The 18,740-nt window shown below is 39.0% G+C and carries 17 protein-coding genes and 1 pseudogene; 16 read left to right on the top strand and 2 right to left on the bottom strand.

Annotation, left to right across the window (positions count from 1 at the left end; all coding sequences use genetic code 11):
* Positions 1 to 139 precede the first annotated feature (139 nt).
* Genes glgB through N8M66_RS00315 form a run of 6 tightly spaced genes read left to right on the top strand, consistent with a single transcriptional unit; the run spans position 140 to position 7,586 of the window.
* Entirely contained in the window at positions 140 to 2,068 is a 1,929-nt protein-coding gene (gene glgB / locus N8M66_RS00340; RefSeq protein WP_261044911.1) for a 1,4-alpha-glucan branching protein GlgB, read from the top strand.
* A complete protein-coding gene (locus N8M66_RS00335; protein WP_020902830.1) occupies positions 2,058 to 3,200 on the top strand; it encodes a glucose-1-phosphate adenylyltransferase in 1,143 nt (380 codons plus the stop codon). Before glgB ends, N8M66_RS00335 begins: the two co-directional genes overlap by 11 nt.
* Entirely contained in the window at positions 3,190 to 4,329 is a 1,140-nt protein-coding gene (gene glgD / locus N8M66_RS00330) for a glucose-1-phosphate adenylyltransferase subunit GlgD (RefSeq protein ID WP_261044909.1), read from the top strand. The genes N8M66_RS00335 and glgD overlap by 11 nt, the downstream gene beginning before the upstream one ends.
* The gene (gene glgA / locus N8M66_RS00325; protein WP_261044907.1) at positions 4,326 to 5,759 is read left to right on the top strand and encodes a glycogen synthase GlgA; all 1,434 of its coding nucleotides are present in this window, start codon (positions 4,326 to 4,328) and stop codon (positions 5,757 to 5,759) included. The genes glgD and glgA overlap by 4 nt, the downstream gene beginning before the upstream one ends.
* A gap of 58 nt (positions 5,760 to 5,817) precedes the next feature.
* A complete protein-coding gene (gene serB / locus N8M66_RS00320) occupies positions 5,818 to 6,462 on the top strand; it encodes a phosphoserine phosphatase SerB (protein ID WP_070482626.1) in 645 nt (214 codons plus the stop codon).
* An 8-nt stretch (positions 6,463 to 6,470) separates the two neighbouring features.
* Positions 6,471 to 7,586 (top strand): glycerate kinase, encoded by a 1,116-nt coding sequence (locus N8M66_RS00315; protein ID WP_125415685.1) that lies wholly within the window; start codon positions 6,471 to 6,473, stop codon positions 7,584 to 7,586.
* Here the strand turns inward: N8M66_RS00315 and N8M66_RS00310 are convergent.
* Positions 7,583 to 8,029, bottom strand: coding sequence for a YueI family protein (locus tag N8M66_RS00310; RefSeq protein WP_125415682.1), 447 nt, complete (start codon positions 8,027 to 8,029; stop codon positions 7,583 to 7,585). The two genes, N8M66_RS00315 and N8M66_RS00310, sit on opposite strands and share 4 nt — an antisense overlap.
* A gap of 163 nt (positions 8,030 to 8,192) precedes the next feature.
* On the opposite strand from N8M66_RS00310, the gene eno reads away from it, so the two are divergent.
* The 5 genes from eno to N8M66_RS00285 all read left to right on the top strand — a co-directional run bounded on the left by eno (position 8,193) and on the right by N8M66_RS00285 (position 13,721).
* Positions 8,193 to 9,497, top strand: a complete 1,305-nt coding sequence (gene eno / locus N8M66_RS00305) for a surface-displayed alpha-enolase (RefSeq protein WP_000022813.1) — start codon at positions 8,193 to 8,195, stop codon at positions 9,495 to 9,497.
* 176 nt (positions 9,498 to 9,673) lie between these two features.
* The gene (locus tag N8M66_RS00300; protein WP_261044900.1) at positions 9,674 to 10,168 is read left to right on the top strand and encodes a YkgJ family cysteine cluster protein; all 495 of its coding nucleotides are present in this window, start codon (positions 9,674 to 9,676) and stop codon (positions 10,166 to 10,168) included.
* A 56-nt stretch (positions 10,169 to 10,224) separates the two neighbouring features.
* Positions 10,225 to 10,770: a ClbS/DfsB family four-helix bundle protein gene (locus N8M66_RS00295; protein WP_261044898.1), complete on the top strand. Its 546-nt coding sequence runs from the start codon at positions 10,225 to 10,227 to the stop codon at positions 10,768 to 10,770.
* Positions 10,771 to 11,337: 567 nt separating this feature from the next.
* Positions 11,338 to 13,107: a DUF262 domain-containing protein gene (locus N8M66_RS00290; RefSeq protein ID WP_261044896.1), complete on the top strand. Its 1,770-nt coding sequence runs from the start codon at positions 11,338 to 11,340 to the stop codon at positions 13,105 to 13,107.
* Positions 13,108 to 13,142: 35 nt separating this feature from the next.
* On the top strand, positions 13,143 to 13,721 hold the full coding sequence (locus N8M66_RS00285; RefSeq protein WP_201057997.1) for a hypothetical protein: 579 nt from the start codon (positions 13,143 to 13,145) through the stop codon (positions 13,719 to 13,721).
* 40 nt (positions 13,722 to 13,761) lie between these two features.
* Here the strand turns inward: N8M66_RS00285 and N8M66_RS00280 are convergent.
* A pseudogene (locus N8M66_RS00280) lies at positions 13,762 to 13,956 on the bottom strand (DUF5960 family protein); the annotation flags it as partial.
* A 156-nt stretch (positions 13,957 to 14,112) separates the two neighbouring features.
* On the opposite strand from N8M66_RS00280, the gene N8M66_RS00275 reads away from it, so the two are divergent.
* The 5 genes from N8M66_RS00275 (at position 14,113) to pdrM (ending at position 18,678) form a co-directional block, all read left to right on the top strand.
* Positions 14,113 to 14,805, top strand: coding sequence for a YjjG family noncanonical pyrimidine nucleotidase (locus N8M66_RS00275; protein WP_261044891.1), 693 nt, complete (start codon positions 14,113 to 14,115; stop codon positions 14,803 to 14,805).
* A gap of 61 nt (positions 14,806 to 14,866) precedes the next feature.
* Entirely contained in the window at positions 14,867 to 15,520 is a 654-nt protein-coding gene (locus N8M66_RS00270; RefSeq protein ID WP_261044890.1) for a uracil-DNA glycosylase, read from the top strand.
* A gap of 9 nt (positions 15,521 to 15,529) precedes the next feature.
* Positions 15,530 to 15,994, top strand: a complete 465-nt coding sequence (locus tag N8M66_RS00265) for an NUDIX hydrolase (protein ID WP_001135786.1) — start codon at positions 15,530 to 15,532, stop codon at positions 15,992 to 15,994.
* Positions 15,995 to 16,006: 12 nt separating this feature from the next.
* Positions 16,007 to 17,275: a dihydroorotase gene (locus N8M66_RS00260; protein WP_261044889.1), complete on the top strand. Its 1,269-nt coding sequence runs from the start codon at positions 16,007 to 16,009 to the stop codon at positions 17,273 to 17,275.
* A 41-nt stretch (positions 17,276 to 17,316) separates the two neighbouring features.
* Positions 17,317 to 18,678, top strand: a complete 1,362-nt coding sequence (gene pdrM / locus N8M66_RS00255; protein ID WP_261044887.1) for a sodium-coupled multidrug efflux MATE transporter PdrM — start codon at positions 17,317 to 17,319, stop codon at positions 18,676 to 18,678.
* Positions 18,679 to 18,740 lie beyond the last annotated feature (62 nt).

Raw genomic sequence — 18,740 nt, 5'->3', positions numbered from 1 at the left:
GATTTACAAGTGAACACATCAGTGAATTTGTTGAAGATTTTCAAAAGAATTTTTACCAAATATAGTAATTCACTTGAATCTTCCCTAAAAAGGTAGTATAATAAATCTATAGAAAACGCTTACAGAAATAGGAGGGTGTATGGATAAGAAAAATGCTTTAGAAACCTTTATGACAGGTGAAAATTTTCACCTCCAGCATTATCTGGGAGCGCATAGGGAAGAAAAAGATGGAGAGTCTGGCTATACTTTCCGAGTGTGGGCACCCAATGCTCAGTCTGTTCACTTGGTAGGGGATTTCACAAATTGGATAGAAAATCAAATTCCGATGGAACGGAATGAATTTGGAGTTTGGGAAGTCTTTACCAGTCTTGCTAACGAAGGCCAAATTTATAAGTACCATATTACACGTGCAAATGGTCATCAGCTTATGAAGATTGATCCATTGGCTGTACGTTATGAGGCACGACCTGGTACTGGGGCTATTTTAACAGAAATCCCAGAGAAAAAATGGAAAGATGGACTTTGGTTAGCTCGTAGAAAACGCTTGAGCTTTGAAGAGCGTCCTGTTAATATTTACGAGGCTCATGCTGGCTCTTGGAAGAGAAATCCTGATGGCACACCTTATAGTTTTGCTCAATTGAAAGATGAACTCATTCCTTACTTGGTTGAGATGAACTATACTCACATTGAGTTTATGCCCTTGATGTCTCACCCTCTGGGTTTGAGTTGGGGTTATCAGCTTATGGGTTACTTTGCTTTAGAACATGCCTATGGTCGTCCTGAAGAGTTTCAAGATTTTGTTGAGGAATGTCACTTAAACAATATCGGGGTTATTGTGGACTGGGTACCTGGTCACTTCACTATTAATGATGATGCCTTGGCTTATTATGATGGAACACCAACTTTTGAATACCAAGATCATAATAAGGCCCATAACTATGGTTGGGGAGCACTCAATTTTGACCTTGGAAAGAATGAAGTCCAGTCCTTCTTGATTTCTAGTATTAAGTTTTGGATTGACTTTTACCATTTGGATGGTATTCGCGTGGATGCAGTGAGCAATATGCTCTATCTTGATTATGATAATGCTCCATGGACACCTAATAAAGATGGGGGTAATCTCAACTACGAAGGCTATTATTTCTTAAAACGTTTGAATGATGTCATTAAACAAGCTCATCCAGACGTTATGATGATAGCTGAGGAAAGTTCATCTGCTACTCAGATTACTGACACCAAGGATTCAGATGGTCTTGGCTTTGACTACAAATGGAATATGGGCTGGATGAATGATATCCTCCGTTTCTATGAAGAAGATCCTATTTACCGTAAGTATGACTTTAATCTAGTGACTTTCAGCTTTATGTATGTCTTCAAGGAGAATTATCTCTTACCATTCTCACACGATGAAGTGGTTCATGGCAAGAAGAGCATGATGCACAAGATGTGGGGAGATCGCTATAATCAATTCGCAGGCTTGCGTAATCTCTACACTTACCAAATTTGTCATCCTGGTAAGAAATTACTCTTCATGGGTAGTGAATATGGGCAATTCCTAGAATGGAAATCTGAAGAACAGTTGGAATGGTCAAACCTAGAAGATCCAATGAATGCTAAGATGAAGTATTTCACTTCTCAGCTAAACCAATTTTACAAAGACCATCGCTGTCTGTGGGAAATTGATACCAGCTATGATGGTATTGAAATCATTGATGCGGATAATCGAGACCAGAGTGTTCTTTCTTTCATCCGTAAGGGGAAGAAGGATGATATGTTAGTCTGTGTCTTTAATATGGCACCAGTTGAACGAAAAGACTTTACAATTGGCCTTCCTGTAGCTGGTATTTATGAAGAAGTCTGGAATACTGAGTTAGAAGAGTGGGGCGGTGTCTGGAAAGAACACAATCAAACTGTTCAAACGCAAGAAGGACAATGGAAAGATTATGAGCAGACCTTGACCTTTACTTTACCGGCTATGGGAGCAAGTATATGGAAAATCAAGCGTCGCTTGAAACCTACTAAAACCGTCACAAGTAAAAAACAAAAAGGAGTAGAAAATGAAGAATGAAATGTTAGCTTTGATTCTTGCTGGTGGGCAAGGAACTCGTCTCGGTAAACTCACTCAAAGCATCGCAAAACCAGCTGTGCAATTTGGTGGGCGCTACCGTATCATTGACTTTGCTCTTTCAAACTGTGCCAACTCAGGTATCAACAATGTTGGAGTCATTACACAGTACCAACCACTTGCTCTTAACAATCATATTGGGAACGGTTCAAGCTGGGGACTAGATGGTATCAATTCTGGTGTCTCAATTCTTCAACCTTATTCTGCAAGTGAAGGAAATCGTTGGTTTGAGGGGACTAGTCACGCTATTTACCAAAATATTGATTATATCGACAGTGTCAACCCTGAGTATGTTTTGATTCTGTCTGGGGACCACATCTACAAAATGGACTATGATGATATGCTCCAGTCTCACAAGGATAATAATGCCAGCTTGACAGTCGCAGTTCTTGATGTTCCTTTGAAAGAAGCAAGTCGTTTTGGTATCATGAACACAGATGCAAACAATCGTATTGTTGAATTTGAAGAAAAACCAGCTCAACCTAAATCTACCAAAGCTTCTATGGGAATCTATATCTTTGATTGGCAACGTCTGCGCAATATGCTCGTTGCTGCTGAAAAGAGCAATGTCGATATGTCAGACTTTGGTAAGAATGTCATACCAAATTACCTTGAGTCAGGTGAAAGTGTCTATGCCTATGAATTTAATGGTTACTGGAAAGATGTTGGTACGATTGAGTCACTTTGGGAAGCGAACATGGAGTACATTTCTCCAGAAAATGCCTTGGATAGCCGTAACCGTCAATGGAAAATTTACTCAAGAAACTTAATTTCACCACCAAACTTCCTTGGGGCAAATGCTCATGTGGAAGATTCCTTGGTTGTCGATGGCTGTTTCGTAGATGGAACTGTTAAACATTCTATCCTCTCAACAGGTGCGCAAGTTCGCGAAGGGGCAGAAGTAGTAGATTCAGTTATCATGAGTGGTGCAATTGTCGGTCAGGGAGCTAAAATCAAACGTGCCATTATTGGTGAAGGTGCAGTTATTTCTGACGGTGTCGAAATCGATGGAACAGAAGAAGTACAAGTTGTAGGATATGATGAAGTAGTGGGGGTAGCAACAGATGAAGATTGATAAATATTCTGCCATTTTAGGAAACACAGTTGGTTTTCATGATATGTCAACACTGACAGACCACCGTCCAGTAGCTAGTTTGCCTTTTGGAGGTAAATATCGCTTGATCGACTTCCCGCTTTCAAGTCTTGCTAATGCAGGTGTCCGTAGTATCTTTGGTATTTTCCAACAAGACAATATCAGTTCTGTTTTTGACCATATCCGTTCAGGACGTGAATGGGGCTTGTCAACTCTTCTTAGCCACTACTATCTAGGGATTTATAACACTCGTGTGGAAAGTAGTACAGTTGGAAAAGAATACTACCAACAGTTGCTTACTTATTTGAAACGTTCTGGTTCAAACCAAACCGTTTCACTCAACTGTGATGTTCTGATTAATATTGATTTGAATCAAGTATTCCATCTACACAGTACAACAAAAGGGCCTATCACTGTAGTTTATAAAAAACTACCTAAAAAAGACATTTCAGAAGTAAATGCAATCTTGGACGTAGATGAAACAGACCATGTTCTTTCTCATAAACTCTTTGATGGCAAATCAACAGATGAAGTTTACAATATGTCCACAGATATCTTTGTCGTTGAGACACCTTGGTTGATCGAACGATTGGAAGAAGAAGCTAAGAAAGAACATCCAGAGAAATTGCGCTATGTTTTGCGGGATTTGGCTGCAAAAGAAGGGGCTTTTGCCTACGAATACACAGGTTATTTGGCAAATATTCACTCTGTAGAGTCTTATTACCAAGCTAACAAAGATATGCTTGAATCTCAAAAATTCTACTCTCTCTTCTCACCAAATCAAAAGATTTATACAAAGGTCAAAAACGAAGAGCCAACTTATTATGCTAATACATCTAAGGTAAGCACTTCTCAGTTTGCCTCTGGTAGTATTATTGAAGGTCAAGTGGCTAATTCTGTTTTATCACGTAATATTCATGTCCATAAGGATAGCTTGGTTAAAGATAGCATCTTATTCCCTCGTGTTGTTATTGGAGAAGGTGCTCAGGTCGAATATGCTATCTTGGACAAGGGTGTTGAAGTTGCGGATGGAGTTGTGATCCGTGGAACTGCAGAACATCCAGTCGTCGTTAAGAAAGGTGCTAAAGTAACAGAGGATATTCATTCATGAAAATTTTATTTGTAGCAGCTGAGGGGGCCCCCTTTTCAAAAACAGGTGGTTTGGGAGACGTCATTGGCGCTCTTCCAAAATCACTCGTAAAGTCGGGACATGAAGTTGCAGTGATTTTACCCTACTATGACATGGTAGAGGCTAAATTTGGAAATCAGATTGAAGATGTTCTTCATTTTGAGGTGAGTGTTGGTTGGCGCAGACAGTACTGTGGAATTAAGAAAATAGTACTAAATGGTGTGACCTTCTACTTTATTGACAACCAATATTATTTCTTCCGTGGTCATGTTTACGGCGATTTTGATGACGGAGAACGCTTTGCCTTTTTCCAACTGGCTGCCATTGAGGCTATGGAAAGAATTGACTTTATTCCTGACCTTCTCCATGTTCATGACTACCATACAGCTATGATTCCTTTCTTGTTAAAGGAAAAATACCGTTGGATTCAAGCCTATGAGGGCATTAAAACTGTTTTAACCATTCATAATTTGGAATTCCAAGGACAATTTTCAGAAGGAATGTTATGGGATTTGTTTGGAGTTGGCTTTGAGCGTTATGCTGATGGCACCCTTCGATGGAACAACTGTCTGAACTGGATGAAGGCAGGTATTCTCTATGCGGATCGTGTTTCAACCGTTTCGCCTAGCTATGCTCATGAAATTATGACCAGTCAGTTCGGATGTAACTTGGATCAGATTCTTAGAATGGAATCTGGCAAGGTATCTGGTATCTTGAATGGGATTGATGCTGATCTTTATAATCCTCAGACGGATGCTCTTTTAGACTATCATTTTAATCAGGAAGATTTGTCTGGAAAAGCCCAAAATAAGGCAAAATTGCAAGAGAGAGTAGGCTTGCCAGTTAGAGCTGACGTTCCACTGGTGGGAATTGTTTCTCGTTTGACACGTCAAAAAGGTTTTGATGTGGTGGTCGAAAGTCTGCACCATATCTTGCAAGAAGATGTTCAGATTGTTCTTTTGGGAACTGGCGATCCAGCCTTTGAAGGGGCTTTCTCATGGTTTGCTCAGATTTACCCAGACAAGCTATCAGCAAATATCACTTTTGATGTCAAACTAGCTCAAGAAATCTACGCTGCTTGTGATCTCTTCCTCATGCCAAGTCGTTTTGAACCATGTGGCTTGTCTCAAATGATGGCTATGCGTTACGGAACCTTGCCATTGGTTCATGAAGTTGGTGGCTTGCGAGATACCGTTCGCGCTTTCAATCCAATCGAGGGAAGCGGTACTGGCTTTAGCTTTGACAATCTATCTCCTTACTGGTTAAATTGGACTTTCCAAACAGCATTGGACTTGTATAGAAACCATCCTGATGTTTGGAGAAATCTACAAAAACAAGCTATGGAGTGTGATTTCTCATGGGATACAGCCTGCAAGTCATACCTTGACTTGTACCATAGTTTAGTTAATTAATAGATAAAATCGTATGATGACTTCATACGATTTTTGGGCTGTTTAGAGAGGAGAAGATATGTCTCAAGTAAAAGGTTTGTGTGTCATGGATGTTGATGGAACCTTAATCCTAGAAGAAGTGATTGATCTTTTGGGTAGAGAGGCAGGTCGTGAGGAGGAAATTTCGCTGATTACAAGTCGGGCAATGCGAGGAGAGTTAGACTTTGAAAGCAGTTTAAGAAAAAGAGTGTCCTTGCTGGAAGGTCTTCCTGTTTCGGTTTTTGATAAAGTCTTCAACTCTATTCATCTAACGCCAAATGCCCAGGAATTCATTTCCATTCTCCAAAAGAATGGTATCCTAGTTGGTCTACTGTCTGGTGGCTTTACACCAATAGTTGCGAGACTAGCAAAATCTCTTGGAATTGCCCATTTCTCTGCCAACCAACTTGAAGTCAAAGATGGTCTTTTAACTGGAAAATTGATTGGACAAATTATAAGTCCTGAGGTCAAAAAAGAGACTCTGGAAAAATGGAGAGAGGGACTAAAACTTCCTCAAGAAAGAACTGTTGCAATCGGAGATGGGGCAAATGACCTATTAATGTTGAAATCAGCAGGACTGGGAATCGCCTTTTGTGGCAAAGAAGTACTCAAAAAAGAAATACCACATCATGTTGACAAGAGGGATTTTTTAGAAGTTCTTCCCTTGATTGACTGTTTAGAATGAGGGAAAATATGAAGATTGTAATTGCACCAGATTCGTTTAAGGAAAGCTTGTCCGCTCAACAGGTAGCTGAAGCAATAAAAAGAGGCTTCCAACAATCGATAGCAGATGTAGACTGTCTCCTCTGCCCTGTTGGTGATGGTGGCGAAGGTACAGTAGATGCTATTCGGCATTCTATTGACCTTGAAGAAAAATGGATCAAAGTGACAGGACCTTTTGGACAAAAAGAAGCCATGCGCTATTTTCAAAAAGGGGGACTGGCGCTATTTGAAGTTGCCGACTTGGTTGGCCTTGGAAAGATTCCGCTAGAGAAACGAAATCCACTTCAAATCCAAACTTGTGGTATTGGAGAGTTGATTCGTCATCTCATTGCTCAAGGGATTAAAGATATCTATATCGGCGTTGGTGGTACGGCCAGTAATGATGGCGGTATTGGTATTGCTGCTGGATTGGGGTATCAATTCTATGATAAGGCTGGAAATGTCTTGCCTGCTTGCGGTCAATCCTTACTAAACTTAGCTTCTATGTCAACAGAAAATCGCTATGAAATTCCTGAAGATGTGCAAATTCGTATTTTAGCAGATGTCGTGAGTCCCTTATGTGGTCAGCAAGGTGCGACTTACACTTTTGGAAAGCAAAAAGGTTTACATCCTACTATGTTTGCAGTCGTAGATCAGGCAATCCAAGATTTTTATGAAAAAGTCTCGCCTGCAACATTAGAAATTAAAGGTGCAGGAGCTGGTGGAGGAATTGCTGGCGGTTTGTGTGCCTTTGCTAAAGCAAGTATCGTATCTGGAATTGACACTTGTTTAGATTTGATTGACTTTGATAAGAAAGTTGCAGATGCTGACTTGGTAGTTGTAGGAGAAGGAAGGATAGATCGTCAAAGTTTAGCAGGTAAAGCGCCGATAGGCGTAGCAAAAAGAACCCCTGTCGGAGTTCCTGTCATTGCTATTTGTGGTAGTATTGCTGAGGATTTACCTCCCCTACCATTTGAGAATATCCAAGCGGCTTTTTCAATTTTGGAGAAAAGTGAACCTCTAGAAGATAGTTTGAAAAATGCCAGTCTCTATCTGGAGCGCACGACTGCCAATATCGGTCACTTATTAAATATGCGCAAGATTTAGCCAAACCATTTCTTCCAGATGGATGTTTTAGCTGGTTCTTCCTTTTTATCTTCCCAAAGTTTTGCAAAAGCAAGTCGAAGGTCCTTTTCTTCTACTTGTACTGGTGCATTGGTATGAATAATCAGTCCAAAAGGAGAAGAAGCGTGGTCTTCAGAAACTATTGTGGCTTGGCTATCAGTTTCTTTTGCTTCTTTCAAGTAGAAAACTTGCTTGTCAAATTCGATAGTTGGTGAAATCTTCACAAATAGTGGCTCTGCTTTTTCCTGAAGATTTTCTAAAATAGATAAAAAGCCTTTTTCTAACTGAGGACTATTTGCTGTGTCAATATCTGCATACCCAAGAACTCTTTCCTCAAAGGTACCAAGATAGCGTCTTTGCTCATCCGGATTAATTTTTGGCCCACCGTGAGCTTTTTCAAGTAATTGTTTTGATAAATCTGTCATGAAAACAGTATATCATAAAAGTTAGAATAAAACAGACAAAAGAAAGCGATTACTTTATAAAGTTAAGGAAAATTTGCACAAAGATAACGTTTTTTCTTGAAAAAGGAGGGGTTTTAAGGTATTATAGAGGTGTAAAAAATTTAACTCATAAGGAGAGTAAAAAATGTCAATTATTACTGATGTTTACGCTCGCGAAGTCCTAGACTCACGCGGTAACCCAACACTTGAAGTAGAAGTTTACACTGAATCAGGTGCTTTCGGACGTGGTATGGTTCCATCAGGAGCTTCTACTGGTGAACACGAAGCAGTTGAACTTCGCGACGGTGACAAATCTCGTTACGGTGGTCTTGGTACACAAAAAGCTGTTGACAACGTAAACAACATCATTGCTGAAGCTATCATTGGCTACGATGTACGTGATCAACAAGCTATCGACCGTGCTATGATCGCTCTTGACGGTACTCCTAACAAAGGTAAATTGGGTGCAAACGCAATCCTTGGTGTGTCTATCGCTGTAGCTCGTGCTGCTGCTGACTACCTTGAAATCCCACTTTACAGCTACCTTGGTGGATTCAACACTAAAGTTCTTCCAACTCCAATGATGAACATCATCAACGGTGGTTCTCACTCTGACGCTCCAATTGCTTTCCAAGAGTTCATGATCTTGCCAGTTGGTGCGCCAACATTCAAAGAAGCTCTTCGTTACGGTGCTGAAATCTTCCACGCTCTTAAGAAAATCCTTAAATCACGTGGTTTGGAAACTGCCGTAGGTGACGAAGGTGGATTCGCTCCTCGTTTCGAAGGAACTGAAGACGGTGTTGAAACTATCCTTGCTGCGATCGAAGCTGCTGGATATGTTCCAGGTAAAGACGTATTTATCGGATTTGACTGTGCTTCATCAGAATTCTACGATAAAGAACGTAAAGTTTACGACTATACTAAATTTGAAGGTGAAGGCGCTGCTGTTCGTACATCTGCAGAACAAATCGACTACCTTGAAGAATTGGTTAACAAATACCCAATCATCACTATCGAAGATGGTATGGATGAAAACGACTGGGATGGTTGGAAAGCACTTACTGAACGTCTTGGTAAGAAAGTACAACTTGTTGGTGACGACTTCTTCGTAACAAACACTGACTACCTTGCACGTGGTATCCAAGAAGGTGCTGCTAACTCAATCCTTATCAAAGTTAACCAAATCGGTACTCTTACTGAAACTTTTGAAGCTATCGAAATGGCTAAAGAAGCTGGTTACACTGCCGTTGTATCACACCGTTCAGGTGAAACTGAAGATTCAACAATCGCTGACATCGCAGTTGCAACTAACGCAGGACAAATCAAGACTGGTTCACTTTCACGTACAGACCGTATCGCTAAATACAACCAATTGCTTCGCATCGAAGACCAACTTGGTGAAGTAGCTGAATACCGTGGATTGAAATCATTCTACAACTTGAAAAAATAAAATAGTTCAGTGAACTATTTTATCCCGAACCTTGAAATTCAAAAGTTCGGCCGTTGATTTAACAACGTTTTAAGCCCCTCGGATTTTATCCGAAGGGCTTTTTTTCTGTTCAGGGGGCAAAAAAGGGGCAGTGTTTATGGTATAATAGACAAAAATACGTGAATTAGAAAGAAATTATGTCTAAAGAAATTGATATTGAGTACTACCACCAGCTAGCCTTGCAAAAGCAGAAGGAGCATCGTAAAGTACTAGCTAATCTAAAGAAAAAACCTCCTAAAAACCTAGACAAGATAGCCCAACAGATTCACCAAGAAGTCTTTGAGGAGATTGATTGTACTGCCTGTGCTAACTGTTGTAAGACATTGGGGCCTGACTTTAAAGAAGCGGATATTACACGAATCGCCAAGTATTTTAAGATGAAATTACCAGCTTTTGAATCGGAGTTTCTGCAGGTAGATGAAGATGGTGATAAGGTTTTTAAATCCATGCCTTGTCCCTTTTTAGGAGGAGATAATCTATGTTCCATCTATGATGTTCGTCCAAAGGCCTGTCGTGAATTTCCTCATACAGACCGCAAAAAGATCCATCAAATCAACCATTTGACGATTAAGAATACTTTGACCTGTCCAGCAGCCTATCTCTTTGTTGAGAAATTAAAGGATAAGTTATAGAGATTTAAAGGATAAAAAATTTCTAATAATAACTAGAGATATGAAGGGAGAACTCTGTGCCTAGACCGAAAACAAAAGAGGAGCTAATGCTGACTTCTAAGGAAAACTATGAAAAGCTCAATCGTTTCATCTCCCAACTAAGTGAAGATGAGCTACAGACTCCATTTGATTTTTCAAGAGACTCAAAGAAAAAAGAAGCTCACTGGAAAAGGGATAAAAACCTGCGGGATGTCTTGATTCATCTTTATGAATGGCAGCAGTTACTTTTGACCTGGGTATATTCTAATCAAAAAGGTCACGAAAGATCTTTTCTCCCTGAACCTTATAATTGGAAAACTTACGGGGAAATGAATGTCGCTTTTTGGAAGAAACACCAGAGAACATCCTTAGAAGAAACGACAAAACTCCTCAATCAATCACATAAAGAGGTTTTAGAGTTGTTGGAAGATTTTAGCAATGACGAACTCTTTAACAAAGGTGTCTATAAGTGGACGGGAGGAACAAGTCTAGGTTCCTACTTTGTCAGTAGCACGTCAAGCCACTATGATTGGGCTCTGAAAAAACTCAAAGCTCATCGGAAGAATTGTAAGTGTCATAGTTGAGGTGTGAATGTGTTCTTATAGGTTTCGAATACCTTAGTTTTCCTTGTTTTAGAGCAATTCTAGCTTTAGAATCCTTCAAAAATAAAAATTTAAGACAATCAATGGTTTAGAATTGCAGGGATATTTAGGAAAATAGAGGATTCGATCGTTAGGATTGTTCTATTCTGAAAGATTTGTGTTGAATTGTATAGGCTAGAGTACGAATTTTTTTCAAGTTATTAAATTAGTTAATTGTGTGAGGAGCTTTATGGCTATAATGTTCTTAGTGAATTTTTAGAAAGCAAAGCTCTCAAATTTTAATATCTAACTTCTACTCTTCGAAAACAGTAGAAGTTAGATATTAAAATTTAATGCAGTAAAAACCTTGAAACTTAAAAATTTGAAGGCTTTTTGGTATTATTTAGGGTATAGATAGATTTCAAATTATAATGGTATAACTTGTTAACATTCCAAAGATGTAATCGTTAAAAGGGAATTAAATCGTTAGATAGTTCGGATATAGTTTGTGTTTAATTGTTAGCGTTTTCGTGATATAATACCATTAGAAAATATTATTGGAGAATCTAAATGAGAAACGATATTCAACCAGCCTTACAAACAGTAAAATCTTATTTTGAAAAATCAGAATTTTATATTCCTACCTATCAGAGACCTTATGCTTGGCAAGTACCACAATGTGAACAACTCATTGAAGATATTAATCTTCATATGGAAAATTTCGATGATACTTCCCAAGACAATTATTTCTTTGGGGCAGTTCTCATCGCTCAAGAATCTGGAGAAGATCACGAAGTAACCTTGATTGATGGCCAACAAAGAACAACGACATTTATGTTACTTCTTAAGGCGATCTTATTGAAGATTGATAATGAGCTTGAACTTCAACCGACTCTAGATACTGATGCACGCAGATTAGTGAAACGTCTTAATGGTCTTAAAGAGCAGATTGTAACAATGCTTTTCAATGTTTCAGATGATGAAAAAGATGATTTCGTTGATGGACTGTATTATCCTGGCGATGATAGAATAAAGTATCTAAATCATTCGATTTCAGAAAAATATGCTAATGAGATGACTACTATCTTGCTAGGTAAAGATTTTATATCTATTAAAGATAGAGTTCACCAAATCTATCGTCGCCAGAAAGACAACCGCTATACTAACTTCTATAAAAACTTTAGATATTTTTACAATATGTGTAACGAATTGAATGTTTTTACTCTTATCAATTTTGCTAACCACTTTATTGATAATTGCCAAGTGATTACCATTACAAGTTATAATACTGATCAGGCAATAAATATTTTCAATTCCTTAAATGGGACTGGTGTTCCATTGACCCCAATTGAAGTAATTGTATCTAAGACCACCGCAAACGCATCAGATAGGAAAAACTTCGAAAAAAATTGGCAAGAAATTGTACAACGTACAGATTCATCTAGATTAGACTTAAATGCGTTAATTACTCACTATATTTTCGTAAAACTTTCAGAACAAAACAGTGCTGATCGAAGAAATCCTGGTATAAGAGCCTTTTTCTCAAAAAATAAACATCTATTGAATGAAGATGTTCTGTTTACTACTGAGCTAAATACAATCTTAAATAATTTTGAACGAGTATCTGATACTATCAATGGTCAATTGATAAATAAATTAAACGGTAATTTACGACCTTTTGTTAGTAGTTATTTATTTTTCAGACAAGACAACACATATCTGGAATACTTACTTAGACTTGGAGTTTTGATTGAATTATCTGAACTCTCATATAGCCATAAACTTTTTAAAGGCTTCCTAGAAGAAATTAATCTGATGTACAGTCAAGTCGATTCAATTTCAATCGACGAACTTATTTCAAAAATAAAGAAGCATATTCATGACAATTTTGTTTATGAAGATGTTAAACAAACTTTGACTGAAAGTGGTGTTTCAAATTCTATTCTTTATGTAAATGAATTCTTATTTGCACTGGAAAAAGGTACTGACTTTAATTTAGAAGGGAATATTGATATTGAACATATTATGCCGCAAAGTGGTTTGAATAGAGAAAATATTATGTCAGATGCTGGACTAGAAAGCCAAGAAGAATTCCGAGATTATGCTGAAAAATTGGGGAATAAAATTCTCCTTGAATCCGAAATTAATCGTGGAATTGGAGATGCTTGGTTTAGAACAAAAAGAGAGAATACAATCACAAGTGGTCATGGCTATATAGGTAGTAAGTTTCCAATAGCTAAATCTCTTGTTAATTATGTAAATGACACCTGGACTAAAACTGACATTGAACTGGCAACAGAAAAATCTGCTAAACGAATTGCTGATTTTATTTTTGAGTAAACTAGAGCGATAGAATTAAGAGGTAAGTTATAATTATGTCATTAAATCAAGTTACAATAGAAATTCCATTAAATATTCAGAAAGGATTAGACTCAGGAATTTATAAACGTTATGGTTCAATAATCAGAAATTCATCTGGCCATATAGTAAAGCATCTAAAAGAAGTAAAGGCAGGAGAACCAGCTCAACAGGTCGTTAAAGGCCTTGCAAAAAATAAATATGTGCTAGTAACAGCTATTGGTGCAACTGTTCTAGCTGTTGGTGGTGTTGGTTATTATGCATTTATTTCAAATAGATATAAGAAGATTGTAAAGAAACTTATAGAAAAGCTAGTTCATTTCATTCAATTAGCACAAAAAGGAGAAGTAAGTGAAGAAGAGGTTGATAATTTCTTAAAATTTTTACAGGACAATCAAAAAGAACTACTTTATTTGAAACTAAACTCTGAAATAGATGAGTTGTTTGATCTTGTATATGATTATACGATTCTATTTGCTCAAGCAAATGGATTTGAGACTGATACTATTTCAGAAGTGGCAGAAAATAATAAAGTTATTAACTTGATGGATTATCTAAATCTACAAAAAACAATATATCGTTCTGATGCTGTTTAAGGAGGCGAGGATTAAATTTCCAGATATAAAAAGGAGCAAATCAGTTTTTTGCTCCTTGCTTTATATTTGTAACAGTTTTCTGATAGGAGTACTTCCTAGTCAACTTACTTTCTTTCACAGTTTCAATATTAAAAATAAAGTAGTGATCACGATGATCTTTGGCATTTTCTTTATTTAATTTGAAGTAGTTCTTCATAGATTTAGCCATGGTAAGCATGATGTCGTCCGTTTGAAATTCATTTCTATGAAGTTCAAACTGCATTATGATTTACCTTTGGTTCTAATATGATAGTATTTAACTAGAGAGGGGAGTTCTATTTTTATGGTATAATGTAAACATATTTGAACAAAATATTAAATTTTACATCTCCTAGAAAGGAAAACTCTCAAATTGTCCTACAAATTTCTACTCTTCGATCTCGACCATACCTTGCTTGATTTTGATGCTGCTGAGGATGTGGCTTTGACCCAACTTCTAAAAGAAGAAGGAGTTGCAGATGTTCAGGCTTATAAAGACTATTATGTTCCTATGAACAAGGCTCTCTGGAAGGACTTAGAGCAAAAGAAAATTAGTAAACAAGAGCTGGTTAACACGCGCTTTTCTCGTTTATTTGCTCACTTTGGACAGGAAAAAGACGGTAGTTTTCTAGCCCAGCGTTACCAATTTTACCTAGCTCAACAGGGCCAAACTTTTTCAGGCGTTCAGGAACTCTTGGACAGCCTCATTGAGCGTGATTATGACTTGTATGCTGCGACTAATGGGATTACTGCCATTCAGACAGGTCGTTTGGCTCAGTCGGGTCTGGCACCTTATTTCAATCAAGTTTTTATCTCAGAACGGTTGCAAACACAAAAGCCTGACGCACTTTTTTATGAAAAAATTGGTCAACAGATTGCTGGATTTAGCAAAGAAGAGACGCTGATGATTGGAGATTCCCTAACCGCCGACATTCAAGGTGGCAATAATGCCGGAATTGACACGATTTGGTACAACCCTCATCACCTCGAAAATCACACACAAGCCCAGCCGACTTACGAAGTCCATTCTTACCAAGATTTGCTGGATTGTTTAGATAAACTGTAAAAAGTGGTTTAGATAGCCACTTTTTGCTATAATAGAGGCAGTAAAAACGAAGGAGTTGGCTATGGAACACTCGTCTTGGCATGCTTTGATTAAGGAGCAATTACCTGAAGGTTATTTCGGGAAAATCAATCAGTTTATGGACCAGGTCTATGCTCAGGGAACTGTTTATCCACCTAAGGAAAAGGTTTTTCAGGCTCTCTTGTCCACACCCCTAGAAGACGTGAAGGTGGTGATTTTAGGACAGGATCCTTATCATGGACCAGGTCAGGCGCAGGGCTTGAGTTTTTCTGTTCCTGACTCTATCCCAGCTCCGCCATCCTTGCAAAATATCTTGAAAGAATTGTCAGATGATATCGGGGTTAAGAAATCTCATGATTTGACAACTTGGGCTGAGCAAGGAGTCTTACTTCTTAATACTTGTTTGACGGTTCCTGCTGGTAAGGCCAATGGTCATGCTGGTCAGATATGGGAGCTGTTTACTGACGCTGTGATTCAGGTGGTCAATCATCTAGATAGGCCAGTGGTCTTTGTACTTTGGGGAGCCTATGCACGCAAGAAAAAGACCTTGGTTACCAATCCTCACCACTTGATTATCGAATCAGCCCATCCCAGTCCTTTATCGGTTTATAGAGGATTTTGGGGTTCCAAGCCTTTTTCCAAGGCTAATGCATTCTTAAAAGAGACAGGACAAGAGCCAATCGATTGGCTTAGATAAGGAGAAAATATGCCTCAGTTAGCGACAATTTGCTACATTGATAACGGTAAAGAACTACTCATGCTCCACCGTAATAAGAAGCCCAATGATGTTCATAAAGGCAAATGGATTGGTGTGGGTGGTAAGCTAGAGCGAGGAGAGACACCTCAGGAATGCGCGGCGCGTGAAATCCTTGAAGAAACAGGGCTTAAAGCCAAGCCAGTTCTAAAAGGTGTTATCACTTTTCCTGAATTTACACCAGATTTAGACTGGTACACCTATGTTTTTAAGGTGACAGAGTTCGAGGGTGACTTGATTGACTGTAACGAGGGAACGCTAGAATGGGTTCCCTATGACGAGGTTTTGAGCAAGCCAACTTGGGAGGGTGACCACACCTTTGTTGAATGGCTTTTAGAGGACAAACCCTTCTTCTCAGCCAAGTTTGTTTATGATGGGGATAAATTGTTGGATACCCAAGTCGATTTCTATGAATAAAGGAGAAAGCAGATGCTACTAATCAAAAATGGTCGTGTAATGGATCCCAAGTCTGGTTTGGATCAAGTGTGTGATGTTTTAGTTCAAGATGGGAAAATTATCAAAATTGCGCCTGAGATTAAAGAAAAAGTAGCAGAGATAATTGATGCTACTGGTCTTGTAGTTGTTCCTGGCTTGGTCGATATTCATGTTCATTTCCGTGAACCTGGTCAGACCCACAAGGAGGATATCCATACTGGTGCCTTAGCAGCCGCCGCAGGTGGTTTTACAACGGTTGTCATGATGGCTAATACTAGTCCAACCATTTCAGATGTAGAAACCCTGAAAGAAGTTCTCCAGTCAGCTGCCAAGGAAAAAATCAATGTCAAGACAGTTGCGACCATTACTAAGAATTTTAATGGCCAAGACTTGACTGACTTTAAGGCGCTTTTAGAAGCAGGTGCCGTTGGTTTTTCTGATGACGGTATTCCGCTTGAAAGCAGTAAAGTGGTCAAAGAAGCCATGGAAGAAGCCAAAAAGCTCAATACCTTTATCAGTCTTCATGAGGAAGATCCAGGTTTGAATGGAATTCTTGGCTTTAACGAAAATATTGCTAAAGAACATTTCCATATCTGCGGTGCTACTGGGGTGGCTGAGTATGCTATGATGGCGCGTGATGTCATGATTGCCTATGCAACCAAGGCCCATGTTCACATCCAGCATTTGTCTAAGGAAGAGAGTGTTAAAGTAGTTGAGTTCGCTCAAAGTTTGGGAGCGCAAGTCACAGCAGAAGTAGCGCCACAGCATTTCTCTAAGACAGAAGCTCTCCTTTTAACTCAAGGTAGCAATGCCAAGATGAATCCGCCACTTCGTTTGGAATCAGACCGTCGTGCCGTGATTGAAGGTCTCAAATCAGGCGTCATCACGGTTATCGCGACAGACCACGCGCCTCACCATGCGGATGAAAAAAATGTCGAGGATATCACCAAAGCGCCATCTGGTATGACTGGTTTGGAAACCTCTCTGTCTCTCGGTTTGACTTATTTGGTGGAAGCTGGGGAATTGACCTTGATGGAATTGCTAGAAAAAATGACCTACAACCCAGCCAAACTTTACAACTTTGAAGCAGGTTACTTGGCTGAGAATGGTCCAGCGGACATCACTATTTTTGATGTTAAGGCTGACCGCCTTGTGGACTCCCATTTTGCTTCGAAAGCAGCGAATTCACCATTCATCGGTGAAACCTTAAAAGGGCAGGTTAAATATACCATCTGTAAGGGACAAATTGTCTATCAAAACTAGGTGGGAGTCTGCTCTGTAAATAAAAAGAATAGAGATCCTATATGTATCAAACCCATCATTTTAAAGACAAGTTTATCTTGTTTTTAAAGATATTTTTCCCTATCCTGATTTATCAATTTGCCAATTATTCTGCATCCTTTGTTGATACGACTATGACTGGCCAATACAATACCTTGGACTTGGCTGGTGTGTCTATGGCAACCAGTATCTGGAATCCTTTCTTTACCTTCCTGACAGGGATTGTGTCAGCCTTGGTGCCCATTATTGGTCACCATCTTGGTCGAGGGAAAAAGGAAGAAGTTGCGTCAGATTTTTACCAGTTTATCTATCTGGCCTTGGGTCTATCTGTGCTCTTGCTGGGGATGGTACTTTTCTTGGCACCACCAATCTTGAATCATATTGGCTTAGAAGTATCAGTAGCAGCAGTAGCGGTTCGCTATCTTTGGTTTCTATCTATCGGAATTATCCCCTTGTTGCTCTTTAGTGTCATTCGTTCCTTGCTGGATTCGCTGGGTTTGACCAAACTGTCCATGTATCTCATGCTTTTGTTACTCCCTCTCAATAGTGGATTTAACTATCTCTTGATTTACGGTGCCTTTGGTGTTCCAGAGTTGGGAGGTGCTGGGTCAGGTTTAGGGACTTCTTTGGCCTACTGGGTCTTGTTGGGAATTTCTGTTCTGGTTTTATTTAAACAGGAGAAGCTCAAAGCCTTGCATCTTGAGAAACGCATTCCGCTGAATATGGATAAAATCAAGGAAGGGGTTCGCTTAGGTCTGCCTATTGGGGGAACTGTCTTTGCGGAAGTAGCTATCTTTTCCGTGGTTGGTTTGATTATGGCTAAGTTCTCGTCCTTGATTATCGCTAGTCACCAGTCAGCTATGAACTTTTCAAGTCTCATGTACGCCTTTCCTATGAGTATCTCATCGGCTATGGCCATTGTCGTGTCTTATGAAGTGGGAGCCAAGCGATTTGATGATGCGAAGACCTATATTGGTCTAGGAAGATGGACTGCCCTCATTTTTGCGGCCTTCACCTTAACTTTCCTTTACATTTTTAGAGGAAATGTGGCCAGTCTTTATGGTAACGACCCAGAATTTATCAATTTGACAGCGAGCTTTTTGACTTATAGCCTTTTCTTTCAGTTAGCAGATACCTTTGCGGCACCGCTTCAGGGAATTTTACGGGGTTATAAGGATACAGTTATTCCTTTTTACCTTGGTTTGGTTGGTTATTGGGGTGTAGCAATCCCAGTGGCTATGGTATTTGATTCCCTAACAGATTTTGGAGCTTATTCATACTGGATTGGTTTGATTATTAGTCTGATTGTGAGTGGAGCGCTCTACCGTTGGCGTTTGACTGTGATTATGAAGAGATTTGAATCTTTAGAAAAATCTAAACGATAAAAAGTTTGTGAAAAAATATTCTTAATAAGAAAATACCTTGTTTTCATGGGGTTTTCTTTTTT

This window comes from Streptococcus mitis (genome assembly GCF_946188585.1).
Taxonomy (GTDB): Bacteria; Bacillota; Bacilli; order Lactobacillales; family Streptococcaceae; genus Streptococcus; species Streptococcus mitis_DG.
The sequence above is the reverse complement of the archived record's forward strand: the minus strand, read 5'-3'. Positions and strand labels throughout refer to the sequence as shown.